The organism is Streptomyces sp. NPDC029138 (assembly GCF_055564375.1).
Genome location: NZ_JBVHWM010000002.1, coordinates 15,610 through 39,183 on the forward strand (window position 1 = coordinate 15,610; position 23,574 = coordinate 39,183).

The 23,574-nt window shown below is 72.4% G+C and carries 21 protein-coding genes; 13 read left to right on the plus strand and 8 right to left on the minus strand.

The genetic code is table 11. The features are described 5' to 3' along the window. Positions 1-498: 498 nt before the first annotated feature. The 7 genes from ACZ4WH_RS02265 to ACZ4WH_RS02295 all read left to right on the plus strand — a co-directional run bounded on the left by ACZ4WH_RS02265 (position 499) and on the right by ACZ4WH_RS02295 (position 9,611). Entirely contained in the window at positions 499-2,730 is a 2,232-nt protein-coding gene (locus tag ACZ4WH_RS02265; RefSeq protein ID WP_468175637.1) for a molybdopterin oxidoreductase family protein, read from the plus strand. Positions 2,731-2,854: 124 nt separating this feature from the next. Next, on the plus strand, positions 2,855-4,243 hold the full coding sequence (locus ACZ4WH_RS02270; protein ID WP_468175640.1) for a CitMHS family transporter: 1,389 nt from the start codon (positions 2,855-2,857) through the stop codon (positions 4,241-4,243). Between the two features lie 18 nt (positions 4,244-4,261). Beyond that, positions 4,262-5,500, plus strand: coding sequence for an MFS transporter (locus tag ACZ4WH_RS02275; protein ID WP_468175643.1), 1,239 nt, complete (start codon positions 4,262-4,264; stop codon positions 5,498-5,500). A gap of 102 nt (positions 5,501-5,602) precedes the next feature. Next, positions 5,603-6,307, plus strand: coding sequence for a hypothetical protein (locus tag ACZ4WH_RS02280; RefSeq protein WP_468175646.1), 705 nt, complete (start codon positions 5,603-5,605; stop codon positions 6,305-6,307). After that, positions 6,294-6,968, plus strand: coding sequence for a class F sortase (locus ACZ4WH_RS02285; protein WP_468175649.1), 675 nt, complete (start codon positions 6,294-6,296; stop codon positions 6,966-6,968). The genes ACZ4WH_RS02280 and ACZ4WH_RS02285 overlap by 14 nt, the downstream gene beginning before the upstream one ends. A gap of 156 nt (positions 6,969-7,124) precedes the next feature. Further along, positions 7,125-8,513, plus strand: coding sequence for an aldehyde dehydrogenase family protein (locus ACZ4WH_RS02290; RefSeq protein WP_468175652.1), 1,389 nt, complete (start codon positions 7,125-7,127; stop codon positions 8,511-8,513). A gap of 15 nt (positions 8,514-8,528) precedes the next feature. Then, complete coding sequence (locus tag ACZ4WH_RS02295; RefSeq protein WP_468175654.1) at positions 8,529-9,611, plus strand: Zn-dependent alcohol dehydrogenase; 1,083 nt, start codon at positions 8,529-8,531, stop codon at positions 9,609-9,611. A gap of 96 nt (positions 9,612-9,707) precedes the next feature. On the opposite strand, the gene ACZ4WH_RS02300 is transcribed toward ACZ4WH_RS02295, so the two are convergent. Both ACZ4WH_RS02300 and ACZ4WH_RS02305 read right to left on the minus strand, forming a co-directional pair. Then, complete coding sequence (locus ACZ4WH_RS02300; protein ID WP_468175657.1) at positions 9,708-10,421, minus strand: ArsR/SmtB family transcription factor; 714 nt, start codon at positions 10,419-10,421, stop codon at positions 9,708-9,710. A gap of 61 nt (positions 10,422-10,482) precedes the next feature. Beyond that, a complete protein-coding gene (locus ACZ4WH_RS02305; RefSeq protein WP_468175660.1) occupies positions 10,483-11,118 on the minus strand; it encodes a TetR/AcrR family transcriptional regulator in 636 nt (211 codons plus the stop codon). Between the two features lie 90 nt (positions 11,119-11,208). Between ACZ4WH_RS02305 and ACZ4WH_RS02310 the strand changes: the two genes are divergently transcribed. The 3 genes from ACZ4WH_RS02310 to ACZ4WH_RS02320 all read left to right on the plus strand — a co-directional run bounded on the left by ACZ4WH_RS02310 (position 11,209) and on the right by ACZ4WH_RS02320 (position 13,415). Continuing rightward, entirely contained in the window at positions 11,209-12,360 is a 1,152-nt protein-coding gene (locus tag ACZ4WH_RS02310) for an acyl-CoA dehydrogenase family protein (RefSeq protein WP_468176312.1), read from the plus strand. Positions 12,361-12,430: 70 nt separating this feature from the next. Beyond that, positions 12,431-12,718 (plus strand): YiaA/YiaB family inner membrane protein, encoded by a 288-nt coding sequence (locus ACZ4WH_RS02315; protein ID WP_041665905.1) that lies wholly within the window; start codon positions 12,431-12,433, stop codon positions 12,716-12,718. A 73-nt stretch (positions 12,719-12,791) separates the two neighbouring features. Then, positions 12,792-13,415, plus strand: coding sequence for a TetR/AcrR family transcriptional regulator (locus ACZ4WH_RS02320; RefSeq protein ID WP_468175663.1), 624 nt, complete (start codon positions 12,792-12,794; stop codon positions 13,413-13,415). Positions 13,416-13,424: 9 nt separating this feature from the next. Here the strand turns inward: ACZ4WH_RS02320 and ACZ4WH_RS02325 are convergent, their stop codons facing one another. Further along, positions 13,425-13,886, minus strand: coding sequence for a MaoC family dehydratase (locus ACZ4WH_RS02325; protein WP_468175666.1), 462 nt, complete (start codon positions 13,884-13,886; stop codon positions 13,425-13,427). 104 nt (positions 13,887-13,990) lie between these two features. On the opposite strand from ACZ4WH_RS02325, the gene soxR reads away from it, so the two are divergent. Then, positions 13,991-14,449, plus strand: coding sequence for a redox-sensitive transcriptional activator SoxR (gene soxR, locus ACZ4WH_RS02330; RefSeq protein WP_030650015.1), 459 nt, complete (start codon positions 13,991-13,993; stop codon positions 14,447-14,449). A 100-nt stretch (positions 14,450-14,549) separates the two neighbouring features. Here soxR and ACZ4WH_RS02335 read toward each other — a convergent pair whose 3' ends face one another. Beyond that, the gene (locus tag ACZ4WH_RS02335) at positions 14,550-15,236 is read right to left on the minus strand and encodes an alpha/beta fold hydrolase (RefSeq protein ID WP_468175668.1); all 687 of its coding nucleotides are present in this window, start codon (positions 15,234-15,236) and stop codon (positions 14,550-14,552) included. Positions 15,237-15,353: 117 nt separating this feature from the next. On the opposite strand from ACZ4WH_RS02335, the gene ACZ4WH_RS02340 reads away from it, so the two are divergent. After that, entirely contained in the window at positions 15,354-16,316 is a 963-nt protein-coding gene (locus ACZ4WH_RS02340) for a helix-turn-helix transcriptional regulator (RefSeq protein ID WP_468175670.1), read from the plus strand. A 78-nt stretch (positions 16,317-16,394) separates the two neighbouring features. On the opposite strand, the gene ACZ4WH_RS02345 is transcribed toward ACZ4WH_RS02340, so the two are convergent. Both ACZ4WH_RS02345 and ACZ4WH_RS02350 read right to left on the minus strand, forming a co-directional pair. Further along, complete coding sequence (locus tag ACZ4WH_RS02345) at positions 16,395-17,132, minus strand: 3-keto-5-aminohexanoate cleavage protein (RefSeq protein ID WP_468175673.1); 738 nt, start codon at positions 17,130-17,132, stop codon at positions 16,395-16,397. Between the two features lie 133 nt (positions 17,133-17,265). Continuing rightward, positions 17,266-17,868 carry a hypothetical protein gene (locus tag ACZ4WH_RS02350; RefSeq protein WP_468175676.1) on the minus strand — a complete coding sequence of 201 codons (603 nt, stop codon included), beginning with the start codon at positions 17,866-17,868 and terminating at the stop codon, positions 17,266-17,268. Positions 17,869-18,075: 207 nt separating this feature from the next. Here ACZ4WH_RS02350 and ACZ4WH_RS02355 point away from each other — a divergent pair, with 207 nt between their 5' ends. Beyond that, entirely contained in the window at positions 18,076-20,865 is a 2,790-nt protein-coding gene (locus tag ACZ4WH_RS02355) for a penicillin acylase family protein (RefSeq protein ID WP_468175679.1), read from the plus strand. 18 nt (positions 20,866-20,883) lie between these two features. Here the strand turns inward: ACZ4WH_RS02355 and ACZ4WH_RS02360 are convergent, their stop codons facing one another. Both ACZ4WH_RS02360 and ACZ4WH_RS02365 read right to left on the minus strand, forming a co-directional pair. Further along, positions 20,884-22,203 (minus strand): serine-threonine protein kinase, encoded by a 1,320-nt coding sequence (locus ACZ4WH_RS02360; protein WP_468175682.1) that lies wholly within the window; start codon positions 22,201-22,203, stop codon positions 20,884-20,886. 31 nt (positions 22,204-22,234) lie between these two features. After that, positions 22,235-23,455, minus strand: coding sequence for an exo-beta-N-acetylmuramidase NamZ family protein (locus tag ACZ4WH_RS02365; RefSeq protein ID WP_468175684.1), 1,221 nt, complete (start codon positions 23,453-23,455; stop codon positions 22,235-22,237). Positions 23,456-23,574 lie beyond the last annotated feature (119 nt).

A 23,574-nucleotide genomic window follows, 5' to 3' on the forward strand; every position in this document is an offset into this window, starting at 1 on the left:
AAGGTTGGCGCGGGCCGAGCGAAGCATCTCCGAGGGCTGACGGTTCGATCGAAGCGCCCCCGGAGGCTGGCGCGGGGCGGCCGAAGCGTCCCCCGAGGGCTGGAGCGGGCCGGGCCAAGCATCCCCGAGGGCTGACGGTTCGACCGAAGCGTCCCCGAAGGTTGGCGCGGGCCGAGCGAAGCATCTCCGAGGGCTGACGGTTCGATCGAAGCGCCCCCGGAGGCTGGCGCGGGGCGGCCGAAGCGTCCCCCGACGGCTGGCGCGGACCGACCGAAGCATCCCCGACGGCTGACGGTTCGACCGAAGCGTCCGCCGACGGCTGACGTGGGCCGGCCGAAGCATCCCCGAGGGCTGACGGTTCGACCGAAACACTCCCCGGCGGGCGGCCGGTCTCGCGTGGGGCCTCCCCTCCATGCCTACCGGTCGGTATGCTCGCCCCCAGCCGGTCCGCCCGTTCGTGCGCGGGCGACCCCGCCGCCGATCCCTCCGGGAGGACCCGTGTCCCGCACCGCCCTGCGAATCTGCCCCCTGTGCGAGGCCACCTGCGGGCTGACCCTCACCGTCGAGGGCACCCGCGTCACCCGTGCCCGCGGTGACGGGGACGACGTCTTCAGCAAGGGGTTCATCTGCCCCAAGGGCGCCGCCTTCGGTGCCGTCGACGGCGACCCCGACCGGCTGCGCACCCCGCTCGTCCGGGAGAACGGCACCCTGCGCGAGGCCACCTGGGAGGAGGCCTTCGACGCGGTCGCCGCGGGCCTGCGCCCGGTGGTGGAGCGGTACGGCCCCGACGCCGTGGGCGTGGTCCTCGGCAACCCCAACGTGCACACCATGGCCGGCGCCCTCTACCCGCCGGTCCTGCTCGGCGCCCTGCGCACCCGCAGCCTGTTCACCGCCTCCACGGTCGACCAGATGCCCAAGCACGTCTCCAGCGGACTGCTGTTCGGCGACGCCAACGCCATTCCGGTGCCGGACCTCGACCACACCGACCATCTGCTGCTCATCGGCGCCAACCCGCTGGAGTCCAACGGCAGTCTGTGCACCGCCCCCGACTTCCCCGGCAGGCTCAAGGCCCTCAAGGCGCGCGGCGGCCGGCTCACCGTCGTGGACCCGCGCCGCACCCGCACCGCGAAGCTCGCCGACCGCCACCTCGCGATACGCCCCGGCACCGACGCCCTGCTGCTCGCCGCGATGGCCCACACCCTCTTCGCGGAGGACCTGGTCGACCTCGGGCACCTCGCCCCGCACGTCCAGGGGCTCGATCAACTCCGGGAGGCCATGGGCGACTTCACCCCCGAGGTCGTGGCGCCCGCCTGCGACCTGGACGCGGGGGTCATCCGTACCCTCGCCCGCGAGCTGGCCGCCGCCCCGACCGCCGCCGTCTACGCCCGCATCGGCAGTTGCACCGTCCCGCACGGCACCCTGGCCAGCTGGCTGGTCGACGTCCTCAACATTCTCACCGGCAACCTGGACCGTCCCGGCGGCGCGCTCTTCCCGCAGGCCGCCACCGACAAGACACCCCGCCCGGCGGGCCCCGGCCGCGGCTTCGCGCTCGGCCGCTGGCACTCCCGGGTGAGCGGACACCCCGAGGCGAAGGGCGAGTTGCCGCTCGCCGCGCTCGCCGAGGAGATCGACACCGCGACCGACGAGGGCACCCCGGTCCGCGCGCTGATCGCCGTCGCCGCCAACCCCGTCCTGTCCGCACCCGACGGCGACCGGCTCGACAAGGCGCTGGACTCCCTGGACTTCATGGTCAGCGTCGACCCGTACCTCAACGAGACCTCGCGCCACGCCCACGTCGTCCTGCCCCCGCCCCCGCCCGCCCAGAGCCCGCACCACGACTTCGCCTTCAACACCCTGGCCGTGCGCAACCAGGTCCGCTACACCCGCCCCGCCGTCCCGCTGGAGCCCGGCCGCATGGCGGAGAGCGAGATCCTCGCCCGGCTGATCCTGGCCGCCACGGGGATGCACGGCGCCGACCCCGCCGCCGTCGACGCGATGGTCGTCGACCAGGCCCTCGGCAAGGCCGTCCAGGACCCGCACGGGCCGGTGCACGGCCGCGACCCGCGCGACCTCGCCGCCCGGCTGACCGGTGAGAACGGCCCCGAGCGGCGGCTCGACCTGATGCTGCGCCTCGGCCCGTACGGCGACGGCTTCGGCGCCCGTCCCGACGGGCTGAGCCTGGAGAAGCTGCTCGCCCACCCGCACGGCATCGACCTCGGCCCGCTGCGCCCGCGCCTGCCGCAACCGCTGAGGACCCGCAGCGGCAAGATCGAGCTGCTGCCGGAGCCGATCGCCGGTGACCTGCCCCGGCTCCGCGCGGCCCTGCGCGAGCGGCCCGCCGGCCTCGTTCTCGTCGGCCGCCGCCATCTGCGCTCCAACAACAGCTGGATGCACAACGTGCCCGCCCTCACCGGCGGCAGCAACCGCTGCACCGTGCACATCCACCCCGAGGACGCGACCCGCCTCGGCGTCCGGGACGGCGCGGACGTCCGCGTCAAGGGCGCCGGGGGAGAGGTGACGGCCCCCGCCGAGGTCACCGACGGCGTCCGGCCCGGCGTGGTGAGCCTGCCGCACGGCTGGGGCCACGACCGTCCCGGCACCCGGCTGAGCCATGCCTCCACCGACCCCGGTGTCAACGTCAACCAGCTGCTCGACGGCAGCCTGCTCGACCCCCTGTCGGGCAACGCGGTCCTCAACGGCGTACCCGTCGAGGTCGTAGCACTGCCGTGACCTGGACTTTCGCTCTTATTGCTCGCACGTCAACGTCTTGTTAACGCCGTTTGAACGGACCTAACGTCATCGCACCGCCGACCCCCAGGTGGGATGTTCAAGGGCGAACGTTAGGTATCCACTCATGCTGACCATCCTCGGCTTCGCCATGATCGCGACCTTCCTGGTCCTGATCATGCTGAAGAAGATGTCGCCGATCGCGGCGCTCGTGCTCATACCCGCGCTCTTCTGCGTGTTCGTGGGCAAGGGCGCCAAGCTCGGCGACTACGTCATCGACGGCATCACCGGCCTCGCCCCCACCGCGGCGATGCTCATGTTCGCGATCGTCTACTTCGGTGTGATGATCGACGTCGGCCTCTTCGACCCGGTCGTGCGGGGCATCCTCAAGTTCTGCAAGGCCGACCCGCTGCGGATCGTGGTCGGTACGGCGGTCCTCGCCGCGATCGTCTCGCTGGACGGCGACGGCTCCACCACCTTCATGATCACCGTCTCGGCGATGTACCCGCTGTACAAGCGCCTGAAGATGTCCCTGGTCGTGATGACCGGCGTCGCCGCCATGGCCAACGGCGTGATGAACACGCTGCCGTGGGGCGGCCCCACCGCCCGCGCCGCCACCGCGCTGAAGCTCGACGCCAGTGACATCTTCGTGCCGATGATCCCGGCCCTCGCCATGGGCCTGCTGTTCGTCTTCGCCCTCGCCTACGTCCTCGGCCGCCGCGAACGCAAGCGGCTCGGTGTGCTCACGCTGGACGAGGTGCTGGTGGAGGAGACCGAGACGGTCCTGGTCGGCGCCGGTGCCGGCAAGGACGCGAAGAAGGGCGGCGGTTCCGGCCCGGGCGTGGACCTGCCCGACGAGCCCGAGGACGAGAGCTTCCAGGGCCTGGACCCGAACCGCGCCACCCTGCGCCCGAAGCTGTACTGGTTCAACGCGCTGCTCACGGTCGTCCTGCTCACCGCCATGATCATGGAGTGGCTGCCGATCCCGGTGCTGTTCCTGCTCGGCGCCGCCCTCGCCCTGACCGTCAACTTCCCGCACATGCCGGACCAGAAGGCCCGGATCGCCGCCCACGCCGAGAACGTCCTCAATGTCTCCGGCATGGTCTTCGCCGCCGCCGTCTTCACCGGCGTCCTGCAAGGCACGGGCATGGTCGACCACATGGCCACGTGGCTGGTGGACAACATCCCCGACGGCATGGGCCCGCACATGGCCCTCGTCACCGGCGTGCTGAGCATCCCGCTCACCTACTTCATGTCCAACGACGGCTTCTACTTCGGTGTCCTGCCGGTGCTCGCCGAGGCGGGCCAGGCGCACGGCGTCTCCGCGGTGGAGATCGCCCGCGCCTCGATCATCGGCCAGCCCCTGCACATGTCCAGCCCGCTCGTTCCCGCCGTGTACGTCCTGGTCGGCATGGCCAAGGTGGAGTTCGGCGACCACACCCGGTTCGTGGTCAAGTGGGCCGCGCTCACCTCACTGGTGGTCCTCGGCGCGGGCATCCTGTTCGGCATCATCTGATCCCCCCAGGAGGACGTCATGGGGCCCGGTGGGAACCGCGGCTGGCTGCTCCGCCTCGTCATCGCCTTCGGCTGCGCGCAGGGGGCGGTGTCGATGGCCCGGCCCGCCGTCTCCTACCGGGCCCTCGCGCTGGGCGCCGACGAACGGGCGGTCGGTGTCATCGCCGGTGTCTACGCGCTGCTGCCGCTGTTCGCCGCCGTACCGCTCGGCCGCCGCACCGACCACGGCCGCTGCGCGCCCCTGCTGCCGGCCGGCGTGGTCCTCATCGCCGCCGGCTGCGCGCTCAGCGGGCTCGCCGGCTCGCTGTGGGCGATGGCCCTGTGGAGCGGGGTGATGGGACTCGGCCACCTCTGCTTCGTGATCGGCGCCCAGTCGCTGGTGGCCCGCCAGTCCGCGCCGCACGAACAGGACCGCAACTTCGGCCACTTCACCATCGGCGCCTCCCTCGGGCAGCTCATCGGGCCCGTCGCCGCGGGCTCCCTCATCGGCGGCCCCGACATGGCCCGCAGCAGTGCCCTCGCCCTCGTCGTGGCGGGGGCGGGCGCGGCGGTCGCGTTCACCTCGCTGTGGCGCATCGAGGACCGTGCGGCCGTCAACTCCCGTGCGCGCAGCGCCGGGCGGGTGCCGGTCGGCGGCATCCTGCGCGCCCGGGGCGTGCCCGCGGGCATGCTGATCAGCCTGTCGGTGCTGTCCGCGACCGACATCCTCACCGCGTATCTCCCGGTGGTCGGCGAACACCGGGGCATCGCGCCCTCGGTGATCGGTGTCCTGCTCAGCCTCCGGGCCGGCGCCACCATCGCCTGCCGGCTCGTCCTCACTCCGCTGCTGCGGCTGCTCGGCCGGCCCGCGCTGCTCACCGTGACCTGTCTGCTGGCGGCCCTGCTGTGCGCGGGCGTGGCGCTGCCGGTGCCGGTGTGGGCGCTCGGCGCGATGCTCACGGTCCTCGGCTTCTGCCTGGGCGTGGGCCAGCCGCTGTCGATGACGACGGTGGTGCAGGCGGCGCCGGCTCAGGCCCGCTCCACCGCGCTCGCCCTGCGGCTGACCGGCAACCGGCTGGGCCAGGTCGCCGCTCCGGCCGCCGCGGGTCTGGTCGCCGGTCTGGCGGGGGTCGCTGCGCCGTTCGTGATGCTCGGGGCGCTGCTGCTGGTGTCGTCGGGAGTGGCGCTGCGCTCACCGGGCCGGCCCGAGGGGTCGTCCGGACGGGTGACCGGGAAGCGGCCGAAGCGCCCGGGATTGCGCCGCACGAGCGATCTCTGACGGCGCGTCGGGCGTCGGTGCCGTGGGCTGCGCGGCCCATGACGGAGAGTCCAGGCGAAAGAGCGATTTGTATGAAAATCGTCTGAACTCGGAGGATTGCGCATGCCCACCCTGACACTCCCACGTGCCGTCGGCTCCCGCGCGGGCGCCACAGTCGTCCTCACCGCCCTCGCCGCGGCGGGCGCGTCATGGGTGGCGGCGCCGAGCGCGGTGGCCCAGGGGGAGAACGGCGACATCAGGATTCACGACGAGCGCCACCTCCACGGAACGTCGCTCGTGGGGTCGGCCAAGGACGATCCCGTGGTGTGCCGGTTCTATCTGGAGGCCGTCAACTTCGACACGCTCACCAGCATCGCCTACACCATCACTCCGCAGCCCCCGCTCCCCACCGCGGCCACCGTCGCCGGCACCATCCAGCTCGCCGGGGGTGCCGGGCACACCGACCCGCTGGGCCTTGCGGACGGTCAGTACAAGATCAGCTGGATCGTGGGTACCCCCGCCGCCCTGAAGGAGAAGGTCTTCCGCGTCAACTGCAAGGACGGGCGCCACGAGGGGGAGCACGGCCCTGGCGGGCAGATCTCCGACGGCCAGCACAACAACTCCGACGGTCAGCACGACAACGACGCGTCCTGGGGGAAGGGCGACCAGAACGGCCCCAAGGGCGGGGTGCACGCGGGCGGCGGCGGTCTGATCGACACGGCCGCCGCCTACTCCCCGGTGGCCGCCGCGGGTGCCGTGGGCCTGGTCGCCGTCTGTGGTGTCGTGTACATCCGGCTGATCCGCCGGCGGCCCCATGGCGCCGCGTAGGTACCGCCGCAGGCCCTGGTACCGGACCCGCGCCTACCGTCTCGCCAGGACGGCGCTGCTGGTGTTCGTCCTGGTGACGGTGGGGTCGCGCTGCGGGTCGGACGGCGGAGCGGCAGGGTCCGGCCCGCACGCCGTGGCGGCCGGTACGGACTCCGCCGGCGCCGAGTCGTCCTCCGCCCCTCCGGCACCGCCGCCCCGCCCGCTGCCCCGGTCCCGGCCGACGTCCTTCCGCGTACCCTCCCTGGGGGTCGACGCCCCGATCACCCCGCTCCGCCTCGACCGGAACAGCGAGTTGGAGACACCGCCCGTCGACCGACCCCAGCTGGTCGGCTGGTACCAGGGCGGCCCCACGCCCGGCGAGGCCGGCACCGCCGTCGCCGTCGGCCACCGCGACACCCGGACCGGCCCCGCCGTGTTCGCCGGGCTCGCCCAGGTCAAGCCCGGCAGGCACATCGAGGTGAAGCGGGCGGACGGCCGCATCGCCGTCTACTCCGTCGACCGGGTGAAGGTCTACGACAAGGCCGGCTTCCCCGACAAGGAGGTCTACGGCCCCACCGGGCGCCCGGAACTGCGGGTGCTCACCTGCGGCGGCCTGTTCAGCCGGCGGACCGGATACACCAGCAACGTGGTGGTCTTCGCCCATCTGACCGCGACGAAGTGACCGACGGACCGGCCGGTGCGGACGCCGTGCCCGCACCGGCCGGTCCCTTCGCGATGACGTCCCGGAACGTCCGCGGCTCAGGAATGTCTGGCGCAGGAAAACTATCATCGCTAGTTTGTGTCCCGGACGACGCGGACCCGCCGGGAGGACACAGCAATGAAGGCACACGACGGCCTGTACATCGACGGCGCCTGGCGCCCCGCCGAGAGCAGGGACGACATCGAGGTCGTCAACCCCGCCGACGAGCAGGTCATCGCCCGGGTGCCCGCCGGTTCGGCCCTGGACGTCGACACCGCCGTACGCGCCGCGCGGGCCGCGCTCCCCGCCTGGGCCGCCACGCCCCCGGCCGAACGCGCCGCGCGCCTGGCCGCCCTCCGGGACGTGCTCGCGGCCCGCAAGGACGAGATCGCCGAGACGGTCACCGCGGAACTGGGCTCGCCGCTGCCGTTCTCCCAGGCCGTGCACGCGGCCGTGCCGATCGCGGTCGCTGGCTCCTACGCCGAACTGGCCGCGAACCACGCCTTCGAGGAGAAGGTCGGCAACTCCACGGTCCTGCACGAGCCGATCGGCGTGGTCGGCGCCATCACCCCCTGGAACTACCCCCTCCACCAGATCGTCGCCAAGGTCGCCCCGGCCCTCGCCGCCGGCTGCGCGATCGTCCTCAAGCCCGCCGAGGACACCCCGCTCACCGCCCAGCTGTTCGCCGAGGCGGTGCACGAGGCGGGCGTGCCCGCGGGCGTGTTCAACCTGGTCACCGGCCTCGGCCCGGTCGCCGGACAGGCCCTCGCCGAGCACCCCGGCGTCGACCTGGTCTCCTTCACCGGCTCCACGGCTGTCGGCCGGCGGATCGGCGCGGTGGCCGGCGCGGCCGTGAAGAAGGTCGCCCTGGAACTCGGCGGCAAGTCCGCCAACGTCATCCTGCCGAGCGCCGACCTCGCCAAGGCGGTCAACGTCGGTGTCGCCAACGTGATGTCCAACTCCGGTCAGACGTGCAGCGCCTGGACCCGCATGCTGGTCCACCGCGACCGGTACGCCGAGGCCGTCGAACTCGCCGCGACGGCCGCCGCCAAGTACGGCGACCGCATCGGCCCGGTCGTCAGCGCCAAGCAGCAGGCCCGGGTGCGCGGTTACATCGAGAAGGGCATCGCCGAGGGAGCCCGCCTGGTCGCGGGAGGCCCCGAATCCCCGTGCGAACGCGGCTACTTCGTCAGCCCGACGGTCTTCGCGGACGTCACGCCCGACATGACCATCGCCCAGGAGGAGATCTTCGGGCCGGTCCTGTCGATCCTGAGGTACGACGACGAGGACGACGCCCTGCGCATCGCCAACGGCACGGTGTACGGCCTCGCGGGCGCCGTCTGGGCCGCCGAGGAGGCCGAGGCGGTGGCCTTCGCACGTCGCATGGACACCGGCCAGGTCGACATCAACGGCGGCCGGTTCAACCCCCTCGCGCCCTTCGGCGGTTACAAGCAGTCCGGCGTCGGCCGGGAACTCGGCACGCACGGACTCGCCGAGTACCTCCAGACCAAGTCCCTCCAGTTCTAAGGAAGTCCGAGACTCATGGCCGTACGAGCCGCCGTCCTGCCCGCCATCGGCGCACCGCTGGAGATCACCGGGATCGAGCTGCCCGACCCGGGCCCCGGACAGGTCCGGGTCCGCCTCGCCGCCGCCGGCGTCTGCCACTCCGACCTGTCCCTGTCCGACGGGACCATGCGGGTGCCGGTCCCGGCCGTCCTCGGCCACGAGGGCGCCGGCACGGTCATCGCCGTGGGGGAGGGCGTCACCCATGTCTCACCCGGGTCCCCGGTCGTCCTCAACTGGGCGCCGTCCTGCGGACGTTGCCATGCCTGCACGCTGGGCGAGGTCTGGCTGTGCGCCAACGCGCTGAACGGCGCGGCCGGCGTCCACGCCCGCACCGCCGACGGCACCGATCTGCATCCCGGGCTGAACGTGGCCGCGTTCGCCGAGGAGACGGTGGTCTCCGCGTCCTGTGTGCTGCCGCTGCCGGACGGGGTGCCGCTCGTGGACGCGGCCCTCCTGGGCTGCGCCGTGCTCACCGGCTACGGCGCGGTGCACCACTCGGCGCGGGTCCGATCCGGCGAGACGGTCGCCGTGTTCGGCGTCGGCGGAGTCGGTCTGGCCACGCTCCAGTCGGCCCGCATCGCGGGCGCGTCCCGGATCATCGCCGTCGACGTCTCCCGGGAGAAGGAGGAACTGGCCCGCGCGGCCGGCGCCACGGACTACGTCCTCGCCTCCGAGAACACCCCGCGCGAGATCCGCGCCCTCACCGGCAAGCAGGGCGTCGACGTCTCCGTGGAGTGCGTGGGCCGCGCGGTCTCCATCCGCGCGGCCTGGGAGTCCACGCGCCGGGGCGGCCGTACGACGGTCGTCGGCATCGGCGGCAAGGAGCAGCAGGTCACCTTCAACGCCCTGGAGCTCTTCCACTGGGGCCGCACCCTCTCCGGCTGCGTCTACGGCAACAGCGACCCGTCCCGCGACGTCCCGCTCCTCGCCGAACACGTCAGGGAGGGCCGCCTGGACCTCTCGCTGCTGGTCACCGACCGGATCGGTCTGGAAGGCATCCCGACGGCCTTCGACAACATGCTCGCGGGGAAGGGGGGACGAGCGCTGGTGGTGTTCTGAGGGCGAGCGCCCCGAAGGGGCGCGGGGAACTGCGCGACCGGCCCCACGCAACCGCAGCCGGCACACCACCGCCGAACTCTCCCCGGTTGCCGCGATTCAGCGCAGGTCGCCCCGCGAGATGCCGAGCAGGTCGGAGAACACCCGCTCCCCCGACGGAGTCACCTTCACCGCCCGCCCCGACCCCACCCGCACGCACCACCCCGCCTCCAGCGCCCGCCGGCACAACGCCGCCCCCGCCGCCCCGGCGAGATGCGGTCGCCGTTCCGTCCAGTCGAGGCACGCGCGGGCCAGTGGGCGTCGGCCGCCGGGGTCCAGGGGGACACCCGCCGTACCGAACCACTCCACCCCCGCGTCCGTCAGCGCGAACCCGGTGTCCTGCCGCAGCAGCCCCCGCCGGGTCAGCGCGTCGGTGAGCACGATCCCGAGCCGCCCGGCGAGATGGTCGTAACAGGTGCGCCCCCGGGCCATGGCGGCGCCGGCGCTCGCCTCGCGCAGGCTGCGCGGAGGGCGCCGTACCACCGCCGGAGGCACCTGCGCGGCGAGGTCCTCGACCACCTGCGCCACCCGCGCGTCCGCCAGCCGCACATACCGGTGCCGCCCCTGCCGTTCCTCCGCGAGCAGCCCGCCGGCCACCAGCTTGCCGAGGTGCTCGCTCAGCGTGGAGGCCGCGACTCCGGCGTGCCGGGCCAGCTCGCCGGCCGTCCACGCCCGCCCGTCCAGCAGCGCCAGCAGGCACGCGGCCCGGGTCCGGTCGGCGATCAGCCCGGCCAGCGCCGCCAGCCCCGCCGCCTGGGGATTCTCGGTGCTCATGCCCCCAGCATGCGGCAGCGACGCTTCGGCGGCGGCCGAAGCGTCACCGACCGCGGCATCCTCACACCCGTACCTGCTCGTACTGCTGAGCCAGCCCGCCCAGCAGCGCGGTGAGCCCCGCCTCGAAGGCCCGCTCGTCGATCTTCTCCTGCTGCTCGGCGAGCAGATGGGCCTGTCCGAGGTGCGGGTAGTCGGCGGGGTCGTACGCGCTCGCGTCGTCCACGAAGCCGCCGGCGAAGGAACCGAGCGCCGAGCCCATGATGAAGTACCGCATCAGCGCGCCGATGGAGGTGGCCTGCGCCGGCGGCCAGCCCGCGTCGACCATCGCGCCGTAGACCGCGTCGGCCAGGCGCAGCGCGGCGGGGCGGCGGCCGGGACCCCGGGCGAGGACCGGGACGATGTTCGGGTGGTCGCGCAGGGCGGCCCGGTAGGAGACGGCCCAGTCGTGCAGCGCGGTCCGCCAGTCCCGGCCGTCCTCGAACATCGACAGGTCGACCTGGGCGCTCACCGAGTCGGCCACCGCTTCCAGGATCTCGTCCTTGGTGCGGAAGTGGTTGTAGAGCGAGGGCCCGCTCACCCCCAGCTCGGCGGCGAGCCGGCGCGTGGAGACGGCCGCCAGGCCCTCCCGGTCCACGAGGTCCCGGGCCGTCTCGACGATCCGGTCGGTGCTGAGGAGGGGCTTGCGCGGTCGGGCCATGGCGCACATAGTAGGGCTGCGACTGGAAACTAGCAGTGCTAATTTAAATGTACGGCTTTCAAGATCCATCGGTTATGGGGTGATCTCGTGGTGAACCTGGGGCTCAGCGAGGAGCAGGCCGCCGTACGGCGGCTCGCCCGGGACTTCGTGGAGCGCGAGATCGCCCCGCACGTGGTCGCCTGGGACCGCGCCGAGGAGGTCGACCGGGGCATCGTGAAGAAGCTCGGCGAGGTCGGCTTCCTCGGACTGACCGTCCCCGAGGAGTACGGCGGCTCCGGCGGCGATCACCTCTCCTACTGCCTGGTCACCGAGGAACTGGGGCGCGGCGACTCCTCGGTGCGCGGGATCGTCTCCGTCTCCCTCGGGCTCGTCGCCAAGACGATCGCCGCCTGGGGGAGCGAGGAGCACAAGCGGCGCTGGCTGCCGGGGCTCACCGCCGGCGAGTACGTCGGCTGCTTCGGCCTCACCGAGCCCGGCACCGGCTCCGACGCGGGCAACCTCACCACCCGGGCAGTGCGCGACGGCGACGACTACGTCGTGAACGGCACCAAGATGTTCATCACCAACGGCACCTGGGCCGACGTCGTCCTGCTCTTCGCCCGCTCCACCGACGCCCCCGGCCACAAGGGCGTGTCCGCGTTCCTGGTGCCCACCGACACCCCCGGTCTGACCCGCCGCACCATCCACGGCAAGCTCGGGCTGCGCGGCCAGGCCACCGCCGAACTCGTGCTGGAGGACGTGCGCGTGCCCGCCTCGGCGATGCTCGGCGCGGAGGGCAAGGGCTTCTCCGTCGCCATGTCCGCGCTCGCCAAGGGACGGATGTCGGTGGCCGCCGGCTGCGTCGGCATAGCCCAGGCCGCGCTGGACGCGGCCGTGAGGTACGCCGGTGAGCGGGAGCAGTTCGGCAAGCCGATCGCCCGTCACCAGCTGGTGCAGGAGCTGATCAGCGACATCGCCGTCGACGTGGACGCGGCCCGGCTGCTGACCTGGCGGGTCGCCGACCTCATCGACCGTGGCGAGCCGTTCGCCGTCGAGTCCTCCAAGGCCAAGCTGTTCGCCTCCGAGGCGGCCGTGCGCGCCGCCAACAACGCCCTCCAGGTCTTCGGCGGCTACGGCTACATCGACGAGTACCCGGCCGGCAAGCTCCTGCGCGACGCCCGCGTGATGACCCTCTACGAGGGCACCAGCCAGATCCAGAAGCTGCTCATCGGCCGCTCCCTGACCGGGGTCTCCGCGTTCTGAGTACCTGACGCGTGCGTCTCTGAGTATTCCGGCGGATGTGGCACGGGCCACGTCCGCCGATGCTGGGGCCATGAGTGACACACCGGTCAAACAGCAGAGCACGGCCGCGTTCTACGGCCAGGCCGTCGCCTCCTTCGCGGTCGCCATGGCGGCCACCGCCATCGGCATCGCACGGCTCGACGCCAGCGCCTGGGTCCGCGGCTTCCTGGCGATCGCCGTCCTGTACCTCGTCACCTCCGCCTTCACCCTCGCCAAGGTGATCCGGGACCGGCAGGAGGCCGGGCAGATCGTCAGCCGTGTCGACCAGGCACGCCTGGAGAAGCTGCTCGCCGAGCACGACCCCTTCGAAAAGCTCTGAGCGGGTACGCTAAGCGCTCGCTCACCGTCGGCGGTATGGTGGTGCTCCTGTCACCGAGAGGGGCGAGCGAGCGATGAGTACGGCGCGGGAGACGACCGGCGGCGAAGTGGAGCCGTGGGAAGAGGTCACCCCTGACGCGGCCCGGCGGCTGCTCGTCGCGGCCGTGGAGGCCTTCGCCGAGCGTGGCTATCACGCGACGACGACCCGTGACATCGCGGGCCGCGCCGGCATGAGCCCGGCCGCGCTCTACATCCACTACAAGACCAAGGAAGAGCTGCTCCACCGGATCAGCCGGATCGGCCACGACAAGGCCCTCGACATCCTGCGCACGGCGGCCGGCCGCGAGGGCACGGCCGCCGAGCGGCTGGCCGACGCGGTCAGCTCCTTCGTCCGCTGGCACGCGGGCCGGCGCACCACCGCGCGGGTCGTGCAGTACGAACTCGACGCCCTCGGCCCCGAGGCCCGCGCGGAGATCGTCGCGCTGCGCCGTCAGGTGGACGCGGAGGTGCGCGGGATCATCGAGGACGGCGTGGCCTCGGGCGAGTTCGACGTGCTGGACGTGCAGGGCACCACGCTCGCCGTGCTGTCGCTGTGCATCGACGTGGCCCGCTGGTTCAACGTGAACGGCCCGCGCACCCCCGAGGAGGTCGGCGCGCTCTACGCCGACCTCGTGCTGCGCATGGTCGGGGCCCGGTAGCCGCCCGGTCTACACGTAGTACCGGGACACCGACTCGGCCACGCACACCGGCTTGTCGCCGCCCTCGCGCTCCACGGTGAACGCGACCGTCACCTGCACACCGCCGGTGACGTCCTCGACACCGGTGATCTTTCCGGTGGCGCGCAGTCGGGAGCCGACGGGGACGGGGGCGGGGAAGCGGACCTTGTTCGTCCCGTAGTTGACGCCCATCTTCACGCCCTCGACCTGGATGAGCCGCGGCCCGAACAGCGGGAGCAGGGACAGGGTGAGGTAGCCGTGCGCGATGGTCGTCCCGAACGGTCCGGCGGCGGCCTTCTCCGGGTCCACGTGGATCCACTGGTGGTCCCCGGTCGCTTCGGCGAACAGGTCGATCCGCTTCTGGTCGATCTCCACCCAGTCGGTGGGGCCCAGCTGCTCGCCCACGGCCGCCCTCAGCTCGTCGGGGGAGGTGAAGGTCCTCGGTTCTGCCATGTTCCCGGCCTCTCGCTCGCGTCTCTAAGCAACTGCTTAGCATGGTCGGGTGAGGAGTCGATGTCAACGGAGGACGGACCGGCCGGGTGGGTAATCTCTGAGGAGTGCCCCAGATTCCCGAGAAGATCCACGAGCTGACCGTCGGCCAGTTGTCCGCCCGCAGTGGTGCCGCGGTGTCCGCCCTGCACTTCTACGAGTCCAAGGGACTGATCTCCAGCCGGCGGACCCCCGGCAACCAGCGCCGGTACAGCCGGGACACGCTGCGCCGGGTCGCCTTCGTCCGCGCGGCCCAGCGGGTGGGCATCCCGCTCGCCACGATCCGGGAGGCCCTGGCCGAACTGCCGGAGGAACGGACGCCGACCAGGGAGGACTGGGCGCGCCTGTCCGAGAAGTGGCGCTCGGAACTGGACGAGCGCATCCAGCAGCTGAACCGCCTGCGCGACCATCTCACCGACTGCATCGGATGCGGCTGCCTGTCGATGGAGACGTGCGTGCTGTCCAACCCGGACGACGTGTTCGGCGAACGGCTGACGGGGTCGCGGCTGATGGCGGAGCGGCGCTGAGGGGGCCGGAGCGGCGCTGGGGGCGGAGCGGCGCTGGGGGGAGCGGCGCTGAGGAGGAGAAAGCCGATCCGTGTCGTGCTCGTGCCCGAAGGCGCGCCCGTCAGGCCGCGTCGGCCGCCGCGGCCAGGATGCGGGCCAGCTCGGCGGGCCTGGTCACCATGGGCCAGTGGCCCGAGTCGATGTCGGCGAAGTCGACGTGCTTGGCCCGGGCCAGCTCCGGGACGTCACCGGCGCCGATCCACTCCCGCGCCTGTGCGGGCGTGAACTCCGGGCACACGACCACGACCGGCACGTCGAAGCGCCGTTCGTCCGCCAGCCGCACCACGCCCTTGGTCACGGCCGCGGGTACGGGAATCGCGGCGGCCGCCAGCTCGCGCCTGGCCTCGTCGTCCAGGTCGGCGATGTCCGGCCCTTCGAAGGGCCCCCAGCCCGGGAAGGGCACGACGCCGCCGCGCACCTCGAAGAAGTCGGCGTACGTCTGGCCGTCCGAGAACGGGAAGCCGCCGATGAGGGCGACCTCGGCCAGCCGCTCCGGCCGCCGGTCGGCGGCCAGCCAGGCCAGCGTGCAGGCGGCCGAATGCCCCACCACCATGGGCTTGTCCGGCGCCGCGTCCACCGCGGCGAGCACCGCCGCCACCTGGTCCTCCAACGTGGCGGACGAGGAGCCGTCCCCCTGGCCCGGCAGGGTGAGCGGCACCGGGCGATGGCCGAGCGACTCCAGTGTGGACGCCACGCGGCCCCACACCGATCCGTCCAGCCACAGGCCGCCGATGAGCAGGATGTCCATGGTCGGTTCCCCTTCTTCCAGGTCGTGGACGTCACCGTAGGAGGAGTTCCGGACGAACCACTGCCGGTTTGTTCCGCGACCACCCGGGAGATCGGCGGAGCGGACTAGCCTGCACCCGTGCCGAACGATCTCAGCCCCACCGCGCGAGCGCTGCGCGCCCTGGAGATCCTCCAGGCCCGCCCCGGTACGACGGCCGGCGAACTCGCCGTGCGACTGGGCGTCACGGAGCGGGCCGCGCGCCGGTACGTCGGCATCCTCCGCGAGGCCGGCATCCCCGTGGAGTCGGCCCGGGGGCCGTACGGCGGGTACCGGCTGGGGCGCGGGACGCGGCTGCCGCCCGTGCACTTCACGCAGTCCGAGGCCCTCGGACTGGTGATGGCGGTCCTCAGCGGCAGGCCGGCCGCGGCCGACGCCGACGACCTGGTCGGCACCGCCCTGGGCAAGGTCGTCAAGGCGCTGCCGGAGAGCGTCGGCCGGCAGGCGGCCCTGTTGCGGGAGTACGCGGCGGCCGCACCGGACCCGTACGCGGTCCGCCCGGATCCGGCCATCACCAGCGAACTCGTCGCCGCCGTCGGGGCCCGGCGCCGCGTGTCGGTCACCTACCGAGGCGAGGCCGGTGACGAGTGGGAGGCGGAGGTGGACCCCTGGTCCGTCGTGGTCCGCTACGGGCGCTGGTACCTGCTGTGCCACTCCCATCGCGCGGACGCGATCCGCACCTACCGGGTCGACCGGGTCCGCGCGGTCCGGCCCACCGCGCACGGATTCACACCACCCGAGGGCCTCGATCCGGTCGCGGTGCTGGAGGAGAACCTGGGCCTGGGATGGGTGTTCTCCACCCGCGTGGTGTTCGACGCCCCCCTGACGGAGGTCGCCCCCTGGATCCGACCGCCCATGGGACGGCTCGAACCCTCGGGGGACGGCTGCGTGCTGGTCGGCAGCACGCGCAACCCGGCCGCGTACGCGCAGGAATGGCTGGCGCGCGTGCCGTTCGCCTTCCGCGTCGAGGGCGGGGAGGAACTGCGCGCCGCGGTCGCGGACCTCGGGGCGCGTCTCGCCGCGGCCGTGACGGACCGGCGTTGACCGGGCCGAGGCGGTGCCTCACGCGGGTAGTCACCGCGGGCCGGACTCCCTTGTGCACCAACGCTCCTGCCGCTGCCCTCACGGAGACTGACACCGTCTTCGCCCGGCTCCGTACCGGGCCCGCGCCTCCGCCACCAACTGGGCGTTGGACACGGCCCGTCGGCCGTCCGGCAGGAACAGGGTGTCCTCCAGGCCGATCCGGGTGGCGAGGCCCAGCCGGCCCGCCAGCCGGAGCACCGGCCAGGTCCCGCCCTCCTCGCCGTGCAGCAGCACCGGGCGGCCGTGTGCCGTCCCCAGCTCGGCCAGCAGCGCCCGCGCCGACGCCTCGGCGGTCGCCGGGTCCGGGTCGGTCACCTCGGCCAGCACCCGCAGCACCCTCGGCCCGAGCGGCGAGGCCGCGAAGCGGCGTGCGCCCTCGGTGCCGGACCAGATGCCCGCCTCCACGCCCACGCCCGTCGACAGGAGGTGTCCGGCGACCTCCTCGGCGCCCGGTTCATGCCAGTTGACCGAGGCGAAGTCGGGCAGCACAGACCAGGACCGCACCCGGGCGAGCCGCGCGGACGGATCCGGTTCCGCCCAGGCACCGGTGGTCACGCCGACCGGCACCGGCACCCGCGCCCGGATCGCCTCCAGGGCCGGAGCGAGGACGCGCGGGGAGAGGCTGTCGTGGCCGCACGGCGTCCTGGGGTGGACATGGACCGAGGTGGCGCCGGCCGCCACCGCTTCGGCGGCGGAACGCGCCAGATCCTGCGGGGACATCGGCACGGCGACACCGTCGGCGGCCGAGCGGCGCCCGTTGAGACACACCTGCACCATGCCTCGATGGTGCCGCACACCGCACAGCGGAGGGTGCCGCACACCACACAGCAGATCGTGCCGCACACCGCACCGCAGAGGGCGCGGCATCCCCTGCGCGCCCCCCTCACCATCCCCCTGGGAACACCACCGTTCAGGCCGACATCAGCACGCGTCCCCGGCGGGCGTACTCGAGGGCCCGCGGGCTGAGGACCGGACGCGGCACCAGAATCCCGCAGTCCGCGCAGACCGGGCCGGACGACGGCTCGTGGTCCAGGCCGTACTTCCAGACCAGGCGCTCTCCGCCGCACACCGGGCACGACGAGCCCGGTTCCCGCTCCAGCGCGGCGATCAGCCGGCGCAGCACCACCGCCAGCGGCTCATCGGGGTGCACCCGTGGGTCGTCGCACCAGGCGACCCCGAAGCCGCCCCAGGTCAGCCGGTGCCAGTCGTCCACGCTGCCCGGCCGGCGCAGCCCGTCGTGCTTCTCCTTCCTGCGCCGCTCGGTGAACTCGGTCTCGTAGGCGAGCCAGACGTCACGGGCCTCCTCCAGCTCCTCCAGCGCGGCCACGAGCCGCGCCGGATCGGGGGAGCGGTCCTCGGGGCCGAACCCCGCCCGGGAGCACAGATGGTCCCAGGTCGCCCGATGCCCGTAAGGGGCGAACTTCTCCAGGCACTTGCGCAGCGAGTACCGCCGCAGCGCCAGATCACAGCCCGGATCGCGTACCTGTCTCGCCAGACTCCGGAAACCTGCCATCGCCCTGCACCTCCGTCACACCTGCACCTGCACTTCGGTCACTTCGGCGTCGTCGCACGGACGTCGCCGAATAGACGTATCGACAGGCGATTCGGCTCCATCTCTTCTCGGGATCTGCTTCCAGACTCCAGAAAGTGACGCATGTTCATCTTTAAAGCTGGGGATACCGGCGGTAACGTTCGGCCACCTCTGTCGCTAGGAGCTGCCATGCCACGGCGAACCCCACGTACCGCCCTTGACAGACTGAGAACGTCCCGCCGACTCCCCGGGTTCCTGAAGACCGCGTCCGTATGCGTCCTCGTCGCCGGTCTTCTCTCCCCCCTCACCCGGACGGCGGTGGCGGCGGCCGACGCCACGGCCGCCAACGACTACTGCGGCGGCCAGTGTTCGGACATCCTGCCGCCCGGCGAGAACGGCAACGCGACGCTCGCCCAGATCCTGCTCAACCAGGCCTTCGGCACCCAGCCGGCGCACGCCGAGGACCAGCTCGGCCCGTACGCCAACCTGGCCACCGGCTACAAGGGCCTGACCGACGCCACGATCAACACCTTCTTCAACGACGCCTCGTTCGGCGTCCCCGCCGACCAGGTCGCCTCCACGGAGAAGCCGGCCGGCCGCGGCGATGTGACCATCGTCCGCGACAAGAAGACCGGTGTGCCGCACATCACGGGCACCACCCGCTACGGCACCGAGTTCGGCGCCGGATACGCGGCGGCCCAGGACCGGCTGTGGCTGATGGACGTCTTCCGGCACGTGGGCCGTGGCCAGCTGACCTCCTTCGCCGGGGGCGCGCCCGCCAACCAGGGACTCGAGCAGCAGTTCTACCGCAACGCGCCCTACACCGAGGCCGACCTCCAGGCGCAGATCGACAACGCGGTCGCGAACAACGGCGCCCGTGGCCAGCAGGCCCTCGCCGACGTCAAGGCGTACCTGGACGGCGTCAACGCCTACATCGACGCCTCCGACAGCGGCCGTTACTTCCCCGGCGAGTACGTCCTGACCGGCCACAAGGACTCGATCACCAACGCCGGCACCATAGAACACTTCAAGGTCACCGACATGGTGGCGCTCGCCTCCGTGATCGGCTCACTGTTCGGCTCCGGCGGTGGCGGCGAGGTCAACAACGCCCTCTCCCTGCTCGCCGCCCAGGCCAAGTACGGCGTCGAGGAGGGCACCGAGGTCTGGGAGTCCTTCCGGGAACGCAACGACCCCGAGGCCGTGCTCACCGTCCACAACGGCGAGAGCTTCCCCTACGGCGCCAAACCCGCCGACGCCCAGGGCGAGGCCCTGCCCGACACCGGCTCGGTGACCCAGGAACCGCTGGTCCACGACCGTACCGGCAGCGCGGCCACCGCGAGCGCCACCAGCACGTCGGCCTCCGCCGCGAAGACCGCCCTCGGCTCCGCGAAACGCGGCATGTCCAACGCCCTCGTGGTCAGCGGCAAGTACACCGCGAGCGGCCACCCCATCGCCGTCTTCGGGCCGCAGACCGGCTACTTCGCCCCGCAGCTGCTCATGCTCCAGGAGATCCAGGGCCCGGGCATCAGCGCCCGCGGCGCCTCCTTCGCGGGCCTGAGCATGTACGTCGAACTCGGCCGGGGCCAGGACTACTCCTGGAGCGCCACCACCTCCGGCCAGGACATCATCGACACCTACGCGGTCGAGCTGTGCCAGGACGACTACCACTACCTGTACCACGGCACCTGCACGGCCATGGAGAAGATCGAGCAGAAGAACGCCTGGAAGCCGACCACCGCCGACGGCACGGCCGCGGGGTCGTACACCATGCGCGTGTGGCGGACCAAGTACGGTCCGGTGGAGTACCGGGCGACCGTCGGCGGCAAGAAGGTCGCCTACACCACCCTGCGCTCCTCCTACCTGCACGAGGCCGACTCGATCATCGGCTTCCAGATGCTCAACGACCCCGACTACGTCAAGGGGCCGAAGGACTTCCAGAGCGCGGCGCAGCACATCAACTTCACCTTCAACTGGTTCTACGCCGACTCCCAGCACACCGCCTACTACAACAGCGGTGACAACCCCGTCCGGGCGAGCGGTGTCGACACCGAGTTCCCGGTGTGGGCGCGGCCGGCGTACGAGTGGCGCGACTGGGACCCGGCCACCAACACCGCCGACTACACCACGCCCTCCGCGCACCCCAACTCCGTCGACCAGGACTACTACATCTCCTGGAACAACAAGCAGGCCAAGGACTACACGACCGCGCCCTGGGGCGACGGCTCGGTGCACCGCGGCAACCTGCTGGACGACCGGGTGAAGAAGCTGGTCGCGGCCGGCGGGGTGACCCGGACCAAGCTGGTGCAGGCCATGGCGGACGCGGGCCTCGCCGATCTGCGCGCCGAGGACGTGCTGCCCAAGCTGCTCAAGGTGGTCACCTCCTCACCGGTCACCGACTCCACGGCCGCCGCGGCGGTGAGCAAGCTCAAGGCGTGGGTGACCGCGGGCGCCAAGCGCACCGAGACGTCGGCCGGTTCCAAGAAGTACGCCGACGCCGACGCGATCCGCATCCTTGACGCCTGGTGGCCGCTGCTGGTCAAGGCCGAGTTCGAGCCCGGTCTCGGCAGCGACCTCTACACCGCGATCACCAACAGCCTGCCGACCGACGAGGCACCGTCCGCCGGCCACGGCCCGACCGGCTCGCACGCCGGCAGCTCCTTCCAGTACGGCTGGTGGTCCTACGTCGACAAGGACATCCGGGCGGTGCTCGGGGAGTCCGTGCAGGGCGGCCTCGCCCGGAAGTACTGCGGCGGCGGCAGCCTCACCGCCTGCCGGGACACCCTGATCAGCACCCTGAAGCAGGCCGCCGGCCTGACCGCCGCCCAGGTCTACCCGGGCGACGACCAGTGCTCGGCGGGCGACCAGTGGTGCGCCGACTCGATCGTCCAGCGCACCCTGGGCGGCATCAAGCACGGCAAGATCAGCTGGCAGAACCGGCCGACCTTCCAGCAGGTCGTGGAGTACACCGCGCACCGCTGAGGTGCCACCGGCGGCGGGTCAGGCGGTACGGCCCGCCGCCACGACGCGGCCCGCCACCAGCACCAGCCGCGCCAGTTCGGGGTGCACGATGTCGCTGTGCGCCCCGGATGGCGCGCCCCCGCGCCGCACCACGGCCGCCGCGTCCACGTTCGCGCACCCCGACGAAGGCAGCCGGCCGCCGAGGGCCGCCGCCAGATCCAGGCGGGCGGTGCCCGGCACCGCCTGCACCCCGTCGTGCCCCATCGCGCCCCACCGCGGCCCCAGCACCGCCGCGATCTCGTTGCCCGCGCAGCTGCGGTCGTCCCCGGCGAGCCGGGAGGCCAGCGGGTAGAACGTGCCCAGGGCCGCGTCGAGGTGCGAGTAGCAGCACACCAGCGGGCCGTCGACGCGCCGCTGGAGGTCCTTGAGCGCCCCGGACCGGTCCGGGGCGTGCGGCAGCCGGGCCGCGAACGCGTAGTGCGAGAAGGCGCCCTGGAGCAGGGTCACCGACTTGACCGTGTGCACTGCCTCGGGCAGCCCGCGCAGCGCGAACGCGACCAGCCGCCCGCCGAAACTGTGCCCGACCAGATGCACCCGCACCCCGGGCGCCGCTTCGGCCATCTGTCCGAGGAGCGGCCCGAGGCCACGCTCGCCGACCATCCCGGCCCGCCGTTTCATCCGGTAGTACGTCGCCTGCCGCAGCAGCTCCTTGGCGCCGTCCCACGGATTCGGCAGGCTGAACCCGGCAGCCGCGCCGGGCGGTTGGAGCGCGGCCAGAGCCTTGGCGAATTCCTCGCACGCGGTCACCGGGTCCCCGTCGAACACGCCCGGTTCGCCGTCCTCGTCGGTGTCGGCCACCCCTTGCCGGCCGTCCTCGTTCAGCAGCAGCCGTACCCAGCCCCCGAACTCGGTCAGCCCCTCCGTGCCGTCCGGCCGTTCGTCCAGCATCCGCGCCAGCCGGTCCACCACGATCGTCCGGCGCGGGAAGGCGTCGACCAGGGCGCGCCGGGTCTCCTTGTCCAGCGCCGGGCGTGGCTCCGCCTCCGCCTCCACGGCCGCCACGGACCTCGGGAAGTCGGGGATCGGCTCGTCGCTGAACCGCATCGACGGCCAGATCACACCGACGTACCCCAGCCGGGCCTTCGGCGCCATCTTCGGGACCGGTGCGAAGAAACGGCGGTACAGCGCCGTCGCGCCCGAGCGGTCGTTGTTCCAGCCGTGCGAGAAGACGATCAGGTCACGGACACCGCGGTCCGTGACCTGCGCCAGCAGCCGGTCGCGTTCGGGGTGGTCCACGTCCCCGTCCGCGTCGAAGGTCAGCTCCCAGTACGGAGCCACACTCATCCCAGGATCCGCCATGCCAGGCCCCCAAGTCCCCGGAGGAGGTGCGCTATGTGTACAGGAGATACCCCTTCCGGACCCGCCGGAACGCGGCCAGCTCCTCCTGCCAGGCGCCCGTCACCTCGTCCGTGCCGGCGCCCGCGTCGATCATCGTGCGCACCTGAGCGGAACCGGTGAGCTTGTCGATCCAGTTGTCGGACCGCCAGGCGAAGCCGCTCCACACCTTCCTGGCGGTCACCAGCAGCGCGATCCCGGTGCGCACGGGGTCGTAGGCGGCCCGGTCGGTCACATGGATCTGCACCCCGCCGACGGTCTTGCCCTGGAACTTGGAGAACGTGGGCGTGAAGTACGCCTCCCGGAACCGCACGCCCGGCAGCCCCGCCTCGTTCGCGGCGGCGGCCCAGCGGCCGTCGACGCCCTCGGCGCCGAGGAGTTCGAAGGGCCGGGTGGTGCCGCGCCCCTCGGAGAGGTTGGTGCCCTCGAACACGCAGGTCCCGGAGTACACCAACGCGGTGTCCGGCGTGGGCATGTTGGGGCTCGGCGGCACCCAGGGCAGGCCGGAGGCGTCGTAGAAGGCGGAGCGTCTCCAGCCCGACATGCGGACGGTCTCCAGCGGGACGGGTGTGGTCAGGAACTCGCCGTTGAACAGGCGGGCCAGCTCCGCCACGGTCATCCCGTGCGCCTGCGCGATCGGCTGCCGGCCGACGAAGGTGGCGAACTCCTTGTGCAGCACCGGGCCCTGGGCCTCGCGCCCGGTCACCGGGTTCGGGCGGTCCAGCACGACGAACCGCTTGCCGGCGAGCTGGGCCGCCTCCATGCAGTCGTAGAGGGTCCAGATGTACGTGTAGAAGCGGGCGCCGACGTCCTGGATGTCGAAGACGACGGTGTCGACGCCGGAGGTGGTGAAGACGTCGGCGAGCGGCCGGCCGCTCTTCAGGTACGTGTCGTACACCGGGAGGCCGGTCGCGGGGTCGTCGTAGCGGCCCTCGGAGCCGCCGGCCTGTGCGGTGCCCCGGAAGCCGTGTTCGGGGCCGAAGACCGCCGTCAGCTTGACGCGGGGGTCCCGGTGCATGACGTCGACGATGTGCTCGGTGTCTCGGGTGATGCCGGTGGGATTGGTGACGATGCCGACGCGCCGGCCTTCCAGGAGGGAGTAGCCGTCGGCCGCGAGTCTGTCGAAGCCGGTGCGGAGATGCTCGCGGTGTCGGGGCGTGGCGGGGAGGGCTGCTGTCGATGTCGATGCGAGAAGTGTTCGTCGGGACAGGTGCAAGGGATCCTCCGGTGGGTGGGCACGCGCGGGCTGTCTGGGGTTGCTCGCGCAGTTCCCCGCGCCCCTTGAGGTTGGAGCAGTTCCCCTTCCTTCACACATACCGACCGGTTAGTCTGACC

Excerpts from the sequence above, each read along its gene's own strand:
- ACZ4WH_RS02270 (WP_468175640.1), top strand. The coding sequence starts at position 2,855 with ATGCTGACCATCCTCGGCTTCGCCATGATCGCGACCTTCCTGGTCCTG.
- ACZ4WH_RS02275 (WP_468175643.1), top strand. The coding sequence starts at position 4,262 with ATGGGGCCCGGTGGGAACCGCGGCTGGCTGCTCCGCCTCGTCATCGCC.
- ACZ4WH_RS02280 (WP_468175646.1), top strand. The coding sequence starts at position 5,603 with ATGCCCACCCTGACACTCCCACGTGCCGTCGGCTCCCGCGCGGGCGCC.
- ACZ4WH_RS02285 (WP_468175649.1), top strand. The coding sequence starts at position 6,294 with ATGGCGCCGCGTAGGTACCGCCGCAGGCCCTGGTACCGGACCCGCGCC.
- ACZ4WH_RS02290 (WP_468175652.1), top strand. The coding sequence starts at position 7,125 with ATGAAGGCACACGACGGCCTGTACATCGACGGCGCCTGGCGCCCCGCC.
- ACZ4WH_RS02295 (WP_468175654.1), top strand. The coding sequence starts at position 8,529 with ATGGCCGTACGAGCCGCCGTCCTGCCCGCCATCGGCGCACCGCTGGAG.
- ACZ4WH_RS02300 (WP_468175657.1), bottom strand. The coding sequence starts at position 10,421 with ATGAGCACCGAGAATCCCCAGGCGGCGGGGCTGGCGGCGCTGGCCGGG.
- ACZ4WH_RS02305 (WP_468175660.1), bottom strand. The coding sequence starts at position 11,118 with ATGGCCCGACCGCGCAAGCCCCTCCTCAGCACCGACCGGATCGTCGAG.
- ACZ4WH_RS02315 (WP_041665905.1), top strand. The coding sequence starts at position 12,431 with ATGAGTGACACACCGGTCAAACAGCAGAGCACGGCCGCGTTCTACGGC.
- ACZ4WH_RS02320 (WP_468175663.1), top strand. The coding sequence starts at position 12,792 with ATGAGTACGGCGCGGGAGACGACCGGCGGCGAAGTGGAGCCGTGGGAA.
- ACZ4WH_RS02325 (WP_468175666.1), bottom strand. The coding sequence starts at position 13,886 with ATGGCAGAACCGAGGACCTTCACCTCCCCCGACGAGCTGAGGGCGGCC.
- ACZ4WH_RS02335 (WP_468175668.1), bottom strand. The coding sequence starts at position 15,236 with ATGGACATCCTGCTCATCGGCGGCCTGTGGCTGGACGGATCGGTGTGG.
- ACZ4WH_RS02345 (WP_468175673.1), bottom strand. The coding sequence starts at position 17,132 with ATGGTGCAGGTGTGTCTCAACGGGCGCCGCTCGGCCGCCGACGGTGTC.
- ACZ4WH_RS02350 (WP_468175676.1), bottom strand. The coding sequence starts at position 17,868 with ATGGCAGGTTTCCGGAGTCTGGCGAGACAGGTACGCGATCCGGGCTGT.
- ACZ4WH_RS02355 (WP_468175679.1), top strand. The coding sequence starts at position 18,076 with ATGCCACGGCGAACCCCACGTACCGCCCTTGACAGACTGAGAACGTCC.
- ACZ4WH_RS02360 (WP_468175682.1), bottom strand. The coding sequence starts at position 22,203 with ATGGCGGATCCTGGGATGAGTGTGGCTCCGTACTGGGAGCTGACCTTC.